At 71.3% G+C, this 16,139-nt stretch carries 10 protein-coding genes; 4 read left to right on the forward strand and 6 right to left on the reverse strand.

Annotation, left to right across the window (positions count from 1 at the left end):
• The 3 genes from FB157_RS16440 to FB157_RS16450 all read right to left on the reverse strand — a co-directional run bounded on the left by FB157_RS16440 (position 1) and on the right by FB157_RS16450 (position 6,124).
• Complete coding sequence (locus FB157_RS16440) at positions 1–2,241, reverse strand: bifunctional serine/threonine-protein kinase/ABC transporter substrate-binding protein (RefSeq protein ID WP_145880311.1); 2,241 nt, start codon at positions 2,239–2,241, stop codon at positions 1–3.
• Complete coding sequence (locus FB157_RS16445) at positions 2,241–3,059, reverse strand: hypothetical protein (RefSeq protein ID WP_145880314.1); 819 nt, start codon at positions 3,057–3,059, stop codon at positions 2,241–2,243. Before FB157_RS16445 ends, FB157_RS16440 begins: the two co-directional genes overlap by 1 nt.
• Positions 3,060–3,247: 188 nt before the next feature.
• Positions 3,248–6,124 carry a helix-turn-helix transcriptional regulator gene (locus FB157_RS16450; protein ID WP_315903818.1) on the reverse strand — a complete coding sequence of 959 codons (2,877 nt, stop codon included), beginning with the start codon at positions 6,122–6,124 and terminating at the stop codon, positions 3,248–3,250.
• Between the two features lie 458 nt (positions 6,125–6,582).
• Between FB157_RS16450 and FB157_RS16455 the strand changes: the two genes are divergently transcribed.
• The 4 genes from FB157_RS16455 (at position 6,583) to FB157_RS16465 (ending at position 11,163) form a co-directional block, all read left to right on the forward strand.
• Positions 6,583–7,992 carry a hypothetical protein gene (locus FB157_RS16455; protein ID WP_145880315.1) on the forward strand — a complete coding sequence of 470 codons (1,410 nt, stop codon included), beginning with the start codon at positions 6,583–6,585 and terminating at the stop codon, positions 7,990–7,992.
• A gap of 67 nt (positions 7,993–8,059) precedes the next feature.
• Positions 8,060–9,619 carry a WD40 repeat domain-containing protein gene (locus FB157_RS16460; RefSeq protein ID WP_261386336.1) on the forward strand — a complete coding sequence of 520 codons (1,560 nt, stop codon included), beginning with the start codon at positions 8,060–8,062 and terminating at the stop codon, positions 9,617–9,619.
• Positions 9,620–9,738: 119 nt separating this feature from the next.
• On the forward strand, positions 9,739–10,092 hold the full coding sequence (locus FB157_RS48425; RefSeq protein WP_261386337.1) for a hypothetical protein: 354 nt from the start codon (positions 9,739–9,741) through the stop codon (positions 10,090–10,092).
• A gap of 219 nt (positions 10,093–10,311) precedes the next feature.
• The gene (locus FB157_RS16465; protein ID WP_145880317.1) at positions 10,312–11,163 is read left to right on the forward strand and encodes a hypothetical protein; all 852 of its coding nucleotides are present in this window, start codon (positions 10,312–10,314) and stop codon (positions 11,161–11,163) included.
• A gap of 59 nt (positions 11,164–11,222) precedes the next feature.
• Here the strand turns inward: FB157_RS16465 and FB157_RS16470 are convergent, their stop codons facing one another.
• From FB157_RS16470 to FB157_RS48430, 3 genes are all read right to left on the reverse strand, one after another.
• On the reverse strand, positions 11,223–13,913 hold the full coding sequence (locus FB157_RS16470; RefSeq protein WP_186581538.1) for a LuxR family transcriptional regulator: 2,691 nt from the start codon (positions 13,911–13,913) through the stop codon (positions 11,223–11,225).
• Between the two features lie 233 nt (positions 13,914–14,146).
• Positions 14,147–15,448 carry a DUF2207 family protein gene (locus tag FB157_RS16475; protein ID WP_145880447.1) on the reverse strand — a complete coding sequence of 434 codons (1,302 nt, stop codon included), beginning with the start codon at positions 15,446–15,448 and terminating at the stop codon, positions 14,147–14,149.
• Positions 15,442–16,125: a hypothetical protein gene (locus FB157_RS48430; protein ID WP_261386338.1), complete on the reverse strand. Its 684-nt coding sequence runs from the start codon at positions 16,123–16,125 to the stop codon at positions 15,442–15,444. Before FB157_RS48430 ends, FB157_RS16475 begins: the two co-directional genes overlap by 7 nt.
• Positions 16,126–16,139 lie beyond the last annotated feature (14 nt).

The raw sequence follows: 16,139 nt of genomic DNA on the forward strand, positions 1-16,139 counted from the left end.
TCAGGTGGACACCTGGAACGGCGCCGCGCCCTGGTACCTGAACCGGCCGCCGTCGACCTTCCACAGATAGACGCCACGGCCGTCGATGACCAGTGACCCCGTCTTCTTGTCGAAGGCGAAGTTCTTGGTGATCCCCTTGTACGAGGCCCCGCGCAGCGCCGTCGCCAGGTTCTGCCGGGTCACGCGCCCGGCGGACGGCGAACTCAGAGCCTGCACGATCAACCGGGCCACGTCGTACGCCTCGACGGCATACCGCTGCGGTTCGGCGTCGAAACGCCTGCGGTACGCGGCCGCGAACGCCTTGGCCTCGGGTGCCACGGAGGCGTCCATGACGGGGGCGACGACCACCCAGCCGTCGGCCGCGTCCCCGGCGGCGGACAGGAACCGGGCGTCGAGCACACCCTGGGCGGCGGCTCGTGCACCCGCGAAATGACGGTGCGTCAATTCCCGGGCCAGCAGCGCTGCGCGGTCGTGGTAGCCGGCGAACACCACGGAGTCCGCTCCACCGTCGAGCAGGGCGTCGAGCGTCGGTCCGAAGTCCCTGCGCAACGCGCTGACCACCTTGGGAACGACCGGCTGCCGGTCCTGGTGAAGCATGCGGGACAGCGCGCTGCTGATCTCCCACCCGTACGCGTCCGCCGCCCGGTCGTCGACGATTCCGATCGTGTGCGACTTGGCGGTGCCGTGCAGGTAGGCGCGGAGATAGAAGGGCAGGATCGTGTCCGTCACGCGGGCGTGGAGGAAGGACCGGCTGCCCGTCACGCCCAGCACGGTGGCGCCGGGTGACACGGCGATGAGGGGCAGTGACGCGGTGTCGTACGTCGCCAGCGAGGCCAGGGCGGTGTCGTCCGTGGTGGGACCGATCACGGCCAGCACGGAAGGGTCGGCGACCAGCCGCTTGGCCGCCGCCGGGGACCTGGCCGGAACCCCGCCGTCGTCCACCGTCCGCACGGCGAGCGTGAACGGCCTGCCGCCACGGGAGTTGAACTCGTCGACGGCGAGCCGCAGCCCCCGCTCCTGAGCCCGGCCCACCGCCCTGTGGTCACCGCTCAGATCCGCGTGCAGGCCGATCGTGTGCACGGGCCCCTTCGCCGTCGGGGCGGCGGTGGAGCCGTTCCCCTTGCCGTCACCGGAGAGAGCGGCCCAGGCGGCCAGACCGCCTCCGGCCGCGACGGTCACCGCGCCCCCGGTGAGGACGAGGAGCCGGCGTCTGCCGACGGCACGTCCCGACGGCTGTGCGCCCGCGTCGTCCGCCGCGGTGGTGTCGGCGGACTCGGAGGCGACCTCGGTGTCATCGACGGCGGGCAGCCCGAGCCCCGCGGCCGACCGTTCGGCGATCAGCCGGATCAACGGCTCGGGCAACCAGTCCTCGTCAGCGGGTTCCTGGTCCTGCCGCGCGGGACGTACCGCCCGGAGGATCTCCCGCGGGTCGGCGGGCTCGGTGGCCGCGAGGGCCTGCGACAACGCCTCCGCAGTGGGCCGCTGCCGCGGGTCCTTCTCCAGACAGCCGCGCACCAATTCGGCGAGCTCCGGCGGAACACCCTCCAGATCCGGGGTGTCGTGCACCGTCCGGTACAGCAGCGCGTCGGGGGAGCCCGTACCGAACGGGGGCCGGCCGGTGGCCGCGTGGGCCAGCACGCAGCCCAGCGAGAAGACGTCGCCGGCCGGGCCCACCTCCCGCCCGCCCTGGGCCTGTTCCGGTGCCAGGAAGCCGGGGGTGCCGACCACGACACCGGTCGACGTGAGCGCGGTGTCCTCAAGATCGCGGGCGACACCGAAGTCGATCAGCCGGGGGCCGTCGAGCGCCAGCAGCACATTGCCCGGCTTGACGTCCCGGTGCACGAGACCGACCGCGTGGAGGTCGCTCAGCGCCTGGGCGAGCCGGGCGCCCAGCACCCGCACGCTCCGTACGGGCAGTGGCCCGTGTGCCGCGAGAGCCTCACCCAGCGAGGGCCCCGGCACGAAGACGGTGGCCAGCCAGGGCGCCGCCGCCTCGGGGTCCGCGTCCACCAGAGACGCCACCCAGGGGCTGGTCATCCGGCGGGCCGTCTCGGCCTCGCGCCGGAAACGCTCCCGGAATCCGGCGTCCTCGGCGTACTCGGCCTGAATCACCTTCAGCGCGACCAGTGCACCGCCGGCCGAGCGGGCCAGGTACACCACACCCATGCCACCCGCGCCGAGCCGCCCGAGCATCCGATGGCCCGCCAGCCGGGACGGGTCCGAGGTACGCAGCGGCTCCATCACTTCCCCTTCAATCGCTGCCGGACGCGCACCAGCATCTGACCCAGGGCGGTGCTGCCCAGTCCCTGGAGTTCTTCCTGGGTGTGCCCTTTTCCGCCCGTCACGGAGACGGCCACGACGACCGTGCCCAGCCGGGCGACCATCCACAGGTACGGCTGGGCGTTGCCGCCCTTCCCGACGTACTGACCGGCCTCCAGTACCGAGTCGTCGGCGTAGTCCTGCTCGCGGGCGCCGAAGGGGGTGCCGAGGCTGTTCAGACCCGTGATCCGTTCGTCGGCCCGTGGCTGTTGCTCCGGGCAGCGCAGGGGTTCCTCCAGCGTGGTGCTCAGCTGTTCGTCGGCGCCGAGGACGGAGGAGTGCACGGTGGCCGAGGCCGTCACCTTGACGGCACCTTTCCCTCCGCCTGCGGGCAGCCGGCTGTAGCGGGACAGGCCGGCCAGTACGCCTCGGGGGAGCTTCGGCCGCTCCCAGTGGCAGTTGCCGTCCAGCACGGCCCAGGTGCCCGGGGTGCTCTCGGCCGGGTCCTGCGCGACGAAGCCCCGGCCCCAGTCGCCCGGAGCGAACACCACGGAGTCCACCAGGTCCTGCCCGTCCTTCGAGGTCCTGGGGACGAGGTCGGCGTCGGGTCTGAAGGCGGGGGTGGGGGAAGAGCCGCCCGACGGGGGCGCCGTGGCTTCGGGCGCCGCGGTGTGCGCGGGAGACCCCGTCCGACGCGAGGAGCCGCCGTCCGCCCCCTGCGCCGAACACCCGGCCAGCAGACTCCCCGCCACCGCGAGCGCCACCCAAGTTCCCCGTACACACCAGGTGTTGCTCTTCACGCAGTCCCCTCTGCACCGACTGATCCGTCCGACTGCCGAACGTAGACGGCCGCGGGGGGAAGAGGCCTCGGTGAAAACACGTAACTCCCCACGTGTTTCACCGCGCCCCAGGTGCCCGGGCCGGATGCGCGGTGGTCCGGGGTTTCACGGACGTGTCCGCGCGGGCGGCCCCGGCACACTGACGTCGCTCAGGGTCCGGCACCCAGCCCGACACGGGTCATGAGTCCGGCCAGGGCCGCGCGGGAGGGCACCGACGCCTTCCGGTAGATCGAGGACAGGTGCGTCTCGACGGTGCGTCGGCTGAGGTGGAGCCGAGCGGCGATGTCCTGGTTGCTCAGCCCCAGCGCCACGAGCTCGGCCACCTCCAGCTCACGGGCCGTCAGTTCCGCCAGCTGCGCCGGCACCGTCGCCGTCTCCGTCATCACCTGGGGGCGGATCAATTCGGCAAGGTCCACCAGCAGGCGCGCGCCGCCGGCGACGGCGATCCGGTGGGCCCGGTGCCACATCACGGCGGCGCGCGCCCCCTGCCCGGTGCGCTGCGCCAGGGGCGCCGCCCGTAGCAGGGAGTACGCCTCCCACAGGGTCTGGCCGCAGCGGACGTATTCCTGTGCGGCCGCTTCGAGGAGCCGTACGGCCGTGCCGGTGTCGCCGTGGCGCTCGACCAGCGAGGCCTCGGCGCGCAGGGCGGCCGCGCGCTGACCGTCGAGACCGAGCCGGTCGGCCTCGCGCCTCGCCTGTGCGGCCCAGCGCACCGCCTGGTCCACGTCACCGGCGGCGAGGGCCGCGCCCACGAGGGTGTCGAGCTGGCCCGGACGGATCGACGGTTGCAGCAGCGGCAGTTCAGCGCCGCCGCCTGCCGTCGTGATGGCCTCCTGTGCGCGGTGGGGGTCTCCGCTCACGTACGTCGCGTGCCCGAGCATGCACCAGGCCAGGGAGGACCACCAGCCCCTGCTCCGGCCTGCCGCGGCGACGGCCTCCTCGCCGGTGGCCAGGGCGCTGCCGTCCCCCAGCGGGCGCACCAGCAACAGCACCAGTGTCTTGATGGCCAGGGTGAAGCCCAGGAGTTCGTCGCTGCCCGCGGCCCGGGCGATGGACTCCGCCTCCTCGGCGGCCTCCAGCGCGGACGGCAGCCGGCAGGTGGTGAGGTGGACGAAGGCCCGGCTCGTCAACAGGTGGGGCAGGACATGGAGTTGTCCGGTGCGGCGGGCGATGCGGAGCCCTCGGGTGATGTGCCGCTCGGCGTCGCCGTAGCGCTCCAGCAGGGTTTCCGCCCAGGCCAGCCAGACCAGCGCCTCGCACAGATCCGCGAGACCGGGATCGGTCAGCGCGTCGGCGAGTGAACCGGCGGCATCGGCGAAACGAGCCGCCGCCTCCGTCTCCCCCTCGTACGCCTCACCCAGGGCTGCCAGGGCCAGCGCCGCCGCCTCGCCGCTCGGATGGTCGTGGCAACGTGCGACGGCGACAGCCTCCGCGACGTCCTCGCGTGCCTCCGGATAGGACGCGGTCAGCAGGGCGGACATCCCGAGAGCCAGTCGCAGGGAGACCGCCTGGGTGGGTGACGGGCCGGGATCGCGGGACAGCTCACGGCGCAGCAGGGCGGTGGCCTCGGGGGAGTGGCCGAGGTGCCGCTCCATCACAGCGCACTGGGCGACGGCCTGCGTACGCAGTTCAGGATGGCCCTTGCCGGCCGTCTCGATCAGGATGTGCAGCAGGTCCCGGCTCTCCTGGAGGCTCCCGCTGACGCCCAGCGCGCGGGCTCTGGCCAGGACCAGTTCGCCGCGTTCTGCGAAACGCTCGGGGCTGTCCGGCATATGAGTGAGGACGACATCCAGCAGATGGGCGGCCGTCGCCGGCGCGGTCGCCGCGAACCCTGCGGCGGCCTCGACGAGCACCTGTGCGGCCTGCGGGTCCCAGCCGGTCAGCGACCTTTCGACGTGGCGGGCCCGCTCGGTGGCGGGAGCGCCGCCACGGGCCAGTTCGCGCGCGGCACGGCGATGGACCTCGGCCCGCCACCCCGGCGCGGTTCCCTCGTAGACCAGGGCCCGGAGCAGGGGATGGCGCAGCGCCCACCGGCCGCCCGGCCCTGGGCGCAGCAGATCCCGCACGACCAGGGCACCGGTCCCGCTCTCGATGTCCTGGGGTGACAGTCCGGTCGCCACGGTCAGCATGCCGGGCGTCGCGTGGTCGCCGAGCGCCGCGACCGCCTCGACGAGCCGGCTCTGCGGCTCGGTGAGCGTGGCCAACTCGTCGAGCAGCAGCGCGGCGAGCCCACCGGGTACGCCGATCGGGTCCAGGCCGTCGCCGTGTCCGTGGGGTGTGTGGCCGTGCGGTGACACCCCCGTGCGGTAGGCGTGCACCAGGGCGAACAGATACAGGGGGTTGCCCTCGCTGGCGGCGTGCAGCTGCTTGGCCCGGTCCTCGGGAACGCCGGGAGCCAGCGCCCGGACGGATTCCTGCTCGGAGAGCGGCTCCAGGGCGAGCTGGAGCACGGCTCCGCCGGCTGCGCCGCGCGTCAGCGCCGCGGTCAGAGAGATCGGTGTCTGCCGGATCCGCCGGGCCACCACCAGGAGGACGCGTCCACGCGCAGGGTGCCGGACCAGGTGGTCCACGAGCTCGCGGGAGGCGGGATCCGCCCAGTGCAGGTCGTCCAGGGCCAGCACCAGACCCCGCTCACCCAGGTGCGTCAGGAACGCGGCGATCGCACGATGCAGCTCGAACCGGGCGGCGGTGCCTTCGGCGGATCCGTCGCGCGGCCCCTTCCGGATGCCGCACAGCACCGAGCGCGCTTCGGCGAGGGCGGGGTCGGCGTCCTGTGGGCCTGGGTCGGCCAACGCGTCGGTGAACAACTGGTAGGGGACGTGCTGTTCGTACTCCGCGGCCCGGCCGCGCAGTACGGTGAACCCGGTTGTGCGGGCCCGCGCGCACACTTCGTCGAGCAACTTGCTCTTGCCGATGCCGGGTTCACCGACGATGTCGACGACCTTCGGCAGGTCTGACCCGCCCAGGTCCGCAAGGAGGGCGTCCAGCCGTGCGAGTTCCGACGACCTGCCCACCAGTCCTGCCACGCCGTCGCCCCCCGCTCAGCCGGTGACCTGCTCACCCGCGTCGATGTTCGTTCCCCACAGTTCACCCTATGGGGCCGCACAGCCGGCACCAGGTGCCCGGGGCCGGATGGGCCGCAGGGCGGAGCAAGAAGGGTGCGCCGCCCGGCTTCCCGCCCGGAGTCGGCTGTACGACGGAGGCACCGGCTCGGCCGGACATCGTCTCGTCGGCACTCGTGTCACAACCGGGCCTACGCCTTCGGAGACCTCCAGGCCGTGTTACCGGATCGGCTGACCTCCCGGCGACTTCCGGGCGGCTGCTGGTGAAGCGCGGCTTTTGAACTTCCGAGCCCCGGCATGGGACTTCCGTGATGACCTACGTGATTCCACGGACCCGTGGCCATGCTGTGCGCGGCAGAATCGGTGTCCAGGCCGACCGGGGAGACCGGCGCCCACGGAAGTATCAGGGGAGCACCACAGGCATGCTGGACCGGCTGGACAACTGGGGCACCTGGCTCCGGGCGAAGCGGGATGCGGAGGAGGGCGACGGCCTGGCCCCCGAGAACGACGCCGGCCGGGACATCCTTCGCAGCGGGTTCGAGCCGTGCCTGGCTGCGGTTCTGCGTCTGTCGGCGTGGTGCGACGCGGTCAGAGGCGACAAGTGGGATCCCCGCTGGTTCACTACGGGGCTGGCCCGCTCGGGCCGGCTCGCCCGCGCGGCTGAGCTGGCGTACACGATCAGCGATCAGAACCGCCAGGGTGACGTGCTGGTGGAACTGGTGCAGGCCGCGGCCGGCGCCGGAGATCTTCGGGGCGCCCAGGCGCTGGTCGAATCGATTCCCCGGCGTCCACTGCGGGACCGGGCACTGGTCGCCCTGCTCCTGGCGGGGGCCCGGACCGGCGCACACGACAGGGCTGCGGCCCTGGCAGAAGGGCTCCGCTATCCGCACGAGCAGCTCAGGGCCTGGGCCATGCTGGCGAAGGTGGCGGCCTGCAACGGCGACACCCGTCACGCGCTCAGGTTCGCCGCTCGTGCCGAGGAGATGAGCCGTCACGTCCCCGCCGACGAGCTGTGGTCGGTGAACGTACTGGTCCTGCTCGTGGAGGTGGCCGCCGCCACCGGCGACCAGGTCCGGGCCGGTGAGTTCGCCGACCGCGTGGAGGACTTCGCACGAGCCTGGAGGAACCGTTACCGGCGGCTCGACCCTGAGAAGGAACGGATGCTCGCGGCTGTCCTGGCCTCCGAAGCCCGCAGAGGAGACCTGGACCGGATCGACGCCCTCCTGCGCCGCTCCCCGAGAGCACCCCTCGATGGCGCGGTCCTGGCGGCTGTGCTGGACGCGGTCGCCGACACCGCAGGCCAGGACGTGGCCCTCGCCCTGGCCGACCGGGCGGAGACACTGCTCGGCACCGACGACGAACTCTTCGGCCGGGACGATCTGCTGAGGGCAGTGACACTCCTGTTGGCCCGGCACGGGCAGGTGGAGCGGGCCACAGCCCTCACCGACTCGGTCGACTCTCCCGAGGTGCGCGCGCAACGGCTGGCACACATCGTCCGGGAGGTCGCACGCCGCGGCGACTGGGACCGGGCCGAGGCCGTCGTTCACTCGATCGCCTACCGCTGGGCACAGGCCGAGGCACTCGTCGAAGTCGTCCGGGAGCTCGCACGCCACGGCGACTGGGACCGGGCCGAGGCACTCGCCCGCTCGATTCCCTACCGCTCGCCCCGAACCGAAGCCATGGTCGTACTCGCCACGGCGGCAGAGCCGTCCCAGGCCCGCAGATTCGCCGCACAGGCCGTGGTCCTCGACGGCTGGAGCTCTGTCTTCCGGCTTCTGGACCGGATCGCGCCCGGCTCAGCGGCCGCCGTCGTCGATCAGATGGTGAGCTGATGTGCGCGGAGTGGCTGCCAGATGCCGTGCGCCCCGGTCGTCAGAGTTGATGGAGAGTTCTCATCCCATGATTCCCAAGCTGCCCTTGCAGAGCCCCCGTTGGCTCGACCTCCACGGTGTGGCGGTCGAGGAGGTGGAGAAGGTCCTGGGGGCGATGGCGTCCACGGGTGCCACCGACACCGGTGACGAATGGAAAGCCGCCTGGAGGTGCGTGGCCGACGGCCTGTTGCAGCAGGAAACCGTCTTCGACGGAGCCTACGCAGTGCTGCCCCACCTCGTCGAGGTGGCAGCGGCGCAGTCTCCGGCGCTGTTCGTGGACCTGTGGGTGGACATGGGACTCATGGTGACCGCGGAGGGCGGTGCTCCCGTCCCTGCCGATCTCGAGGAAGGGTTCCGTGCCGCACTTCGTCCGGCCGAGCAGGCGGCTGTGCGAAGCTTCCTCGCCGCCGACAGTCCTGCGACGGACTGCGCCTACCTCGCGCTCTCCTGCGTGGCTCTCGCCGGTCACCACATGGGCAGGACGCTGTGGTGGTTCCTCGTGCCCGAGGAACGTCATCTCCAGCTGGTGTGCCCCGGGTGCGACATCGACACCGAGATCCCCGAGTTCTTCGTCGACCCCCTGCGTCCGCCCTTCCAGGCGCCGGGATTGCCCGATCCCGCTCACGTCCGTCAGGGAGAACACCCCTGGGGCGAGGTCGCCGCGGCGTTGCGGGAAGCGGCGCTGGGGGAGGGATGGGAACCCTTCCTGAGGGTGGCACGCGCGGTCGCGGCGGCGGGCGTACCCCCCGAGACGCCGGGGCAGGCCGTCCTCTGCCTGGTCGCCGCCATGGTCGCGGTCAAGGGCACCCCGGAATGGACCGGCAGGGAATGGGCCCGGAAACTGATGTTGCTGACCGGATGCTTTCGCTGCCCGAACTGCGAGCGGACGTGGACGATCGCCGACTGTCTGGCGGATGCTCCCGGCGGCGCGCACCCTCAGGACCATGCCGGGCAGGCGTGGACGATCGCCGACTGGTCGGCCACCGCGGTGGCGTCCGCGGCGGCCGGGCGAGCCGATGCGGCGGTGACCGGGCTTCGGCGCGACGGGAGCGCTCTGCTCGCGGCCGACGGCACGTCCCGGGGCCGTATGACCGTGTTCGCCGATTCCGCGCCCGGCTCTCACGAGGGCGTCAACTCGCTGGCGGTCGTGTCACGATCCGGCGGACCGACTCTTGTGGCGGGAGCCGGAGACAGGGGCGTGGTGTGGCTGTGGGACATGGCGGACGGCCGGCTTCGTCATGACCCGCTGCCGGGACATCCCGACCCCGTCAGGTCGATGACGGCCCTTCCTCTGCCTGAGGGGCACATCCTGCTGGCGAGCGGGGGCGACACCGGGACGATCGCCCTGTGGGACCCGATCACGGGGCGTCCGGTCCGCGAACCGGCCGGCAACTGGCTCGGCGCGGTGAGCGGGATGTGCATCGCGACCGTGCCGGACGGCCGGACCCTGCTCGTCACCGCTACGTCCCGAGGCGCGGTCCGGTTGCGCGATCCGTCGACGGGTGAGTCGGTCGGGCGTCTCAACCCTTACGGCCGTCCGATCGAATCGATCGCCGCGGTCCGGATCGCGCTCCCGGCCACACGTTGATCGCGGCCTCGGACAGGCAGGGTGACGTACACATGTGGGATCCGGCCGTCGACGACCCCTGGGAACCGGGCGCGGCAGTACCGCTGAGCAAACGGGCACTCGAGGAGCTCCGTCACCGCGTGGCAGCCGTGGCAGCTGTGCCCCTGCGCGACCGTACGCTGCTGGCCACAGGCGATCGCAACGGCGTGGTCATGCTGTGGGATCCCGCGACCGGTGCCCCGGTCGGTGACGGCCTGCCCCCGGACGGTCCCGGCAGCTCACTGACGGCCATGGCTGTCACCACGCTCCCGGGCCGCGGCACCGTCCTCCTCACCGGGAGCAAGCAGGGACGCAGCCTGCGGGTATGGGAACCGGAGACCGGCACGGTGCAGCACATCGACCTGGACGTGGCGGTCACCTGCCTGGCTGCCGCTGGTTCCGAGGTGATCGTCGGACATGACTGCGGGGTCTTCGGCCTCTCGCTCACCATGTAGTACGGCCGCTCGCTTCAGTCGGCGTGACGGCGGACCGCGCATGCTCGGGCGGCGTTGCTCATGCCGACCCGTTCAGCGGTTTCTGCGGCGGACTTGCGTAGTGGACTGCGTGATTGCGCGGATGCGGGACCGTGCCCCGGGCTGCGTACTGTGCACATGCCAACAGGCCCGGCCGAAGAAGGTACTTCGGCGGGCCACTTTCGACCAGGGGGGATTCACATGCGTACGCATGCCACGGCCGCCGTCGTTTCCGGTGCCATCGTTGTGTCCGCGCTCGCACTTCCGGCAGCCGCTCAGGCGGCGGAGCGTCCGGGGGCCTCCGCAGGGCTCGGCGACTTCACCGCGAAGACCGCCCACCCGGACACCTCGCTGGGCAACATCACCTTCTCGAAGGCCGTCATCAACGGCGGCAAGGACATCGTCCTGGGCGTCACCACCAAGAAGACGGTCATCGTCACCTACACCGCCACCAGTTCGAGCGGCGTCGCGCTCACGGAAGCCTTTCTCTGGCAGGGCACCGACAGCTCCAGCACGGACACCATCACCGGTTCTCTGGGTACCGGCGACGACCCCGTCTGCACCGAGTCGACGACCCGGACCGGTGTCTACAGCTGCAAGGCCGTCTTCCACATCAACGCGGCTTCCGATCTGAAGAACAACGGTGTCGCCGGGACCTGGAAGCTGTTCCTCGGCGGCTACGACCTCTACGCGAACGCCAGCTACGACGACGACGTCGCCACCACCAGGATCAAGAAGGCCTCCCAGCTGACCCTCGACGCCACCCCGGAACCGGTGAGGAAGGGCAGGACCGTCACCGTCACCGGCAAGCTGAAGCGTGCCGACTGGAACGCCGGCACGTACGTGGGTGCCACAGGACAGAAGGTGCTGCTGCAGTACCGGAAGAAGGGCAGCCACACCTACACCACCCTGAAGACGGTCACCAGCGGCGCCGGCGGCGCGCTCAGGACCACCACCAGGGCCACGGCCGACGGCTACTACCGCTTCTCCTTCGCGACCAGCACCACCACCGCCGCCTCCACGTCGGCCGACGACTACGTCGACGTCAGGTAGCGCCCGGCCGGCAGCGTGTGGAAGGAGGGCGGCTTGCGGAGGATCCCTGGCCGGGTGCCCTATACCGCGTTCAGCATGGTGCGGGTGAGGCTCGCACGGTTGGGTACGTCGAGTTTTCGGTAGATCCGGGCCAGGTGGCTCTCCACCGTCCGCACGCTGAGGAAGAGAGTGGCGGCGATCTCCTGGTTGGTCAGTCCGGTGCTGACAAGACCGGCGATCTCCCGTTCCCGTCCGGTGAGAACGGCAAGCGCGTCGTCGGCGCCGGGTGAACCGGGGAGCGTGGAGGCTCTGCCTCGCCGGTCGTCGACTTCAGCGGCCAGACGGGCCGAGTCGCACTGCTGGGCCAGGTCCGCGGCCCGGCCCAGCAGGCCGTCCATGTCATCGGTTCGCCCTGCGGCCCGGGACACGTCCGCTGCCGCGAGCAGCGTCCTGCAGGTCTCGATGCGCTGACCGCCGGCTGAGAAGTCCGCGATGGCGTCGTGTGCGCACTTGACCGCCCGATCGGTGTCCCCGTTCAACGCGTGGGCGCGCATGCGTGCGCGCAGGGGGAAGCCACGTCGGCCTGTGGAGGGAAGCTGTTCGTAGGAGACCTCTGCCAGTCGCGCCCAGTGTTCGGCCGACACGTGGTCGCCCTCGGCAAGCGCCGCCTGTGCGAGGGTGTCGCACCAACGCGGCTTGCGCCAGGTGGTGAGCCTGGGCAGTTCGGGCCCTCCCGCGGCATCGACGAGGAGCCACCGGGCGCGTGCCGCGTCACCGGTGAGCAGCACGAACTCCGCGTGGAAGCAGCGGACACTGACGGCCCAGGCGAACGGCGAGGTGCTGGCGAGGGTTTCGGCGCGCTCGGCCAGTGCCAGCACCTCCTGAAGATCGCTGGGGCTGTTCAGCCAGAACAGGATCTCGGCCCGCACCATCGCGATGATCGCCTGAGCCGCGGGTCCGCCGAGGCCTTCGACGTGGCGAGCGGTTTCGTCGAGGGTCACCAGCGCACGGCGCAGGTTTCCGGAACGGAGTTGGGTGTTCGCGAGCGTGGAGAGTATCTCCCGTTGCATGTACGTCTGTCCGGTGCGCCGGGACAGCGCCGCACCGCGTTCGAGATGGCGTTCGGCGTCGGCGAGCCGTCCGAGCATGCCCTCGGTCATGCCCAGTTGGTGTGTGGCCTCCAGGTTGGCCAGGAGAGCGGCGTCGGAGGCGGCGTCGATGATTTCGGCCGCCCTGGTCGCCGTCGTCTGTGCCGTGGTCTGGTCGGCCGTGAACAGGTGGGCGACAGCGGCCTGCGCCAGGGCCTTTGCCTCACCGGCGCGGTCATGGTGCCTGCGCGCAATCTCCGCGGCCGTCTCGGCATGCTCCCGGGATGTCCGGTAGTCCTGCCGGTCGTAGGCGTAGTCGGCCAGTTCGGTGTGGAGGGCGGCGGCGGTCGCGGTGTCGTTGTCGGCCAGCGCTTCGAGTCCGGAGCGGGCGATGGCGCCGGCTTCGGAGTAGTGGCCGAGCCGTCGTTCGAGGCGGCTGGAATCGGCGATCGCGCTCGCGTCGCGGGGCGGTTGGCCGGGGATGGCCGAACGCAGTGCGTCCAGAAGCGCTCGGCTCTCGGATGCGTCTCCGGTCAGCAGCCGAGTGCGGGCGAACAGGACCTGCGCCTCGTGCCAGTGGGGTTCACCCTCGTTGATCAGCGACAAGGCGGTCCGCAGATGACTGGCTGCCACCCGGGGGGAGGTGTGGAGCGAGTCGCGTGCCGCGGCTATCAAGGTCGTGACGTGCTCCGGTTGGCCCGGGTCGGCGGCGCGTGCGATGTGATGCGCGCGCTGTGTGATCGGAGCCGCCCGCTCGGCCAGTGCCCTCTCGGCACGTTGGTGCAGGACGAAGCGCTCGGTGGGTTCGAGCCGGTGGTAGACGACGTCCCCCACCGCCCGGTGACGCAGCGACAGCTGCGGGGCGGGCTCGACAGGCCGGACCAGGTCCAGGCGGGTGAGTGTGTCGAGCGCGCGCATGGTCTCCGGCATCGCCAGGCCCGCCACCGCGGCGAGAAGCTCAGGGTGGAACCGTTCGCCGATGACCGCTGCGGCCTGGACCGTGGTGAGAGTGGTGCGGTCGAGACCGGCCAGTTCACCGAGGATCGCCATACCCGCGTCAGTGCTCGCCTCACCGTTGGTGGCGAGCACCTTGAGGTACTGGGGGTTGCCCATGGCCTCATGCCGGACCTCGTCGACGTCTTTCACGTCGGGATGGTCGCGGAGCAGCTCCTCGGCCTCTTCCTGGGACAGCGGTCCGAGGTTCCACACCTCCAGCAGACCCGCTGATGCCGCGCGGGACAGTACGGAAGCGAGCGCGGGCGAGAGCTGGCGCTGCCGATAGGCCATCAGGCACAACAGGGGACTGACGGCCGCCGCCTCGATCAGCCGCTCCGCGTCCGCAATCTGATCGCCGGGGAGTTGATGCAGGTCGTCCACGGCCGCCAACAGAGCGGGAGCGGATGTCTGCTGTGCTGCAGAGCGGTTCGAATCGCCCCTGGCCGGCATATCCAGGCTGTCCGGAAGGAAGGGTGCGTCCGAGCCCTGCACGTGTTTCGCGAGCACCTGGATGCCGGTCGCCCGGGCATGTGCGGCCACCGTCCACATCAGTGCGCTCTTGCCGATGCCAGGCTCCCCGGCGAGCGCGATCGCCCGTCCTCGGCCCCACCGCACATCGGCAAGTGCGGCCACCAGCTTCTCGACCTGAGCCGCCCGGCCGAACAGGCGACGAGCGAGGGCAGGCACCCCATGGGATGCGAGTGCCGTGCCGTCTGGCTCAGCGGATGCCGGCCCCTCCGCATCGACGGTGTCGGAGATCCCGACATCCGACCGGTCCGCCGGCAGCGTCGAACGAGCGGCGGACAAATCGCCATCCTGAACATCGTGAGCCATGCAGCGCACGATAACCGTCTCCGCTGACAAGCGGCTCTTCACTCCTGGCATTTCAGAAGGACCGGACCACGGAAGAGCGGGGTCCGTCAGCGTGGTACGGCCTCGACCATGGTGATGCTGTATATCTTTCGCCGGCGCGGACTGCAGTGCAGGTCGACCACGTCGCCCACCCGGAAGCGGTTCTCCAGTTCCGGGTTCGAATCGTTCGAGAACATCGGGTGGCGCCACTCGTCCACCTTGAAGGACCACGCCCTGTGCGACCCGGGGTCCTCGATCGAACAGCAGTAGTGCACGGTGATGGTGGGCGGATCGTCGTGACGCGTGGTGTAGTCCCAGCGGGAGATCACCGCACCGCGGAAGGCCACCTCCGCCGGGACCCTCCGGATCCGGCGGTGAGCCGGCAGCCAGAGAGCCGCCACGACCGCGCCGACCAGCGCCGGGCCGGCGTCGAGTGTCACACCATGAGGAATGCGTGGGGTCAGAGCCGGCGCGACCGTCGCCGCGCACAGGGCGATGGCCAGGAGGACGAGTTGCCACACATGGCCCCAGCGCGGTCGGTCCAGCGGCGCCGTGTCGACGACGTGCCATGACTTCTCGTACGACGACCAGATCCGGCGGGGCGCGCGCACGGGCAACGCCGACGCCGGGCCCTTCGCCCCCACCTGCCGGTCCGGTAGCCGGTGTGCCGCGGCGTGCGGGCCGGTTCGCCACCAGGCCGACGCCTGCCGGCCGGCGGCCGTAAGACGCGAGCGGGGCCTGCGCGGGAACCACTGGAACCACAACAGCGGCACTACCGAGGGCACGACGGTCGCTTTGAAGACCACGTCGAACACGACCGGACCGAATCCTGAGCAGGCGTACAGAACGCCCACCCACGCGAGTACCCCGGCGATCCTCAGGGTCCAGGTCAGGTACTTCTCACGTGTCGGCCGAATCAACCCGAGGGCCAAGGCCTCTTCCTGGACGCTGCGCTGAAAGCCCCGCCACCACACCCAGTACTCGTCGCCGTCCCCCGGCCCGAGCGCCTCCATCGGCACTCGGTCGACGTGGACCCGGCAGCGGTGGCGGACACGTTCGAGCAGGAGCTCCTCGAAGGCGCGCAGCGGTCGCCGGCTGTCCGCCTCATCGGCGAGCCGGACGGTTCGCGTGCCGTCGGCCTTCCGCTCAAGCCGTAGCCGGCCGGCGTGGACCAGTTCGAGACCGGTCGTCTCGATGGCCTTCGGGGTGACCTCGCCCTTCCCCAGCAGCAGGTTCACCAGTGCCGCAGCCAACTCCTGAGGCGGCGGAGGAACCGGCACGGGGGCCATGGCCTCGCGTCTGCGCACGGCGTACACCAAGGCCCCGAACAGCACTGGACAGAGCGTGAGCACGACCAGCGAGCTCACCATGAGTACTCCCGGGCAGAGCCACTGGGTATCGCCGCGGCCCCCGACTCGGGACCACAGGTCTGGGCCGAGTGCAACTGCGGAGCCAGGGTCGCGACCACGACGACGGCCACCGTGACGAGCCAGGCCGTGTAGAGAGCCGTCGGCCGTATCCGTCCGTGAGAGATCGCCCACGCGATCCACGCGGAGGCCGAACCCGCGGCAAGCGCGGCCAGCAGACTCGCGGGCAGCACATGGCCCGCCGGCGGATGCTCGGGCAGCAACGCCGTGCAGTAGTCGTTGTCGTTCGTCACGGCGGTTCCCACCACCAGCAACGGGACCGCCATCGTCGCTGTCACCCAGGCCAGGGCGGACAGCAGCCGGTACAGCGGGCCGAACCGGCCCCGCACCGCGCGGGACAGCACCACGCACATCGACAGCACCGGTATCGCCATCGTGCACGCGCCCCGGGACAGAGCGTCGACGCGGTACCCGCCCGTGACCTGTGGGTCGTCGGCCCAGTAGAAGACGATGTACGCCCCGCACACCGCGGTCACGATCACGAGCGCGGCGAGCGCGTGAGCCGTGACCCGGGCCCTGGGCGCGTGCGGAAAGGAGGCGGGCCACAGCACGCCCCGCATGTCGGTGCCCGGCCGTGCGCGGACCGCCCGCCTCCAGTACTCGCCGCTCAGCAGCTTCACCAACCCCTGCCCCC

The organism is Streptomyces sp. BK340 (assembly GCF_007827595.1).
In the GTDB taxonomy this organism is placed as follows: domain Bacteria; phylum Actinomycetota; class Actinomycetes; order Streptomycetales; family Streptomycetaceae; genus Streptomyces.

Coding starts and splice junctions, on each gene's coding strand:
- FB157_RS16460 (WP_261386336.1), top strand. CDS start 8,060: ATGATTCCCAAGCTGCCCTTGCAGAGCCCCCGTTGGCTCGACCTCCAC.
- FB157_RS16440 (WP_145880311.1), bottom strand. CDS start 2,241: ATGGAGCCGCTGCGTACCTCGGACCCGTCCCGGCTGGCGGGCCATCGG.
- FB157_RS16465 (WP_145880317.1), top strand. CDS start 10,312: ATGCGTACGCATGCCACGGCCGCCGTCGTTTCCGGTGCCATCGTTGTG.
- FB157_RS16455 (WP_145880315.1), top strand. CDS start 6,583: ATGCTGGACCGGCTGGACAACTGGGGCACCTGGCTCCGGGCGAAGCGG.
- FB157_RS16475 (WP_145880447.1), bottom strand. CDS start 15,448: ATGGTGAGCTCGCTGGTCGTGCTCACGCTCTGTCCAGTGCTGTTCGGG.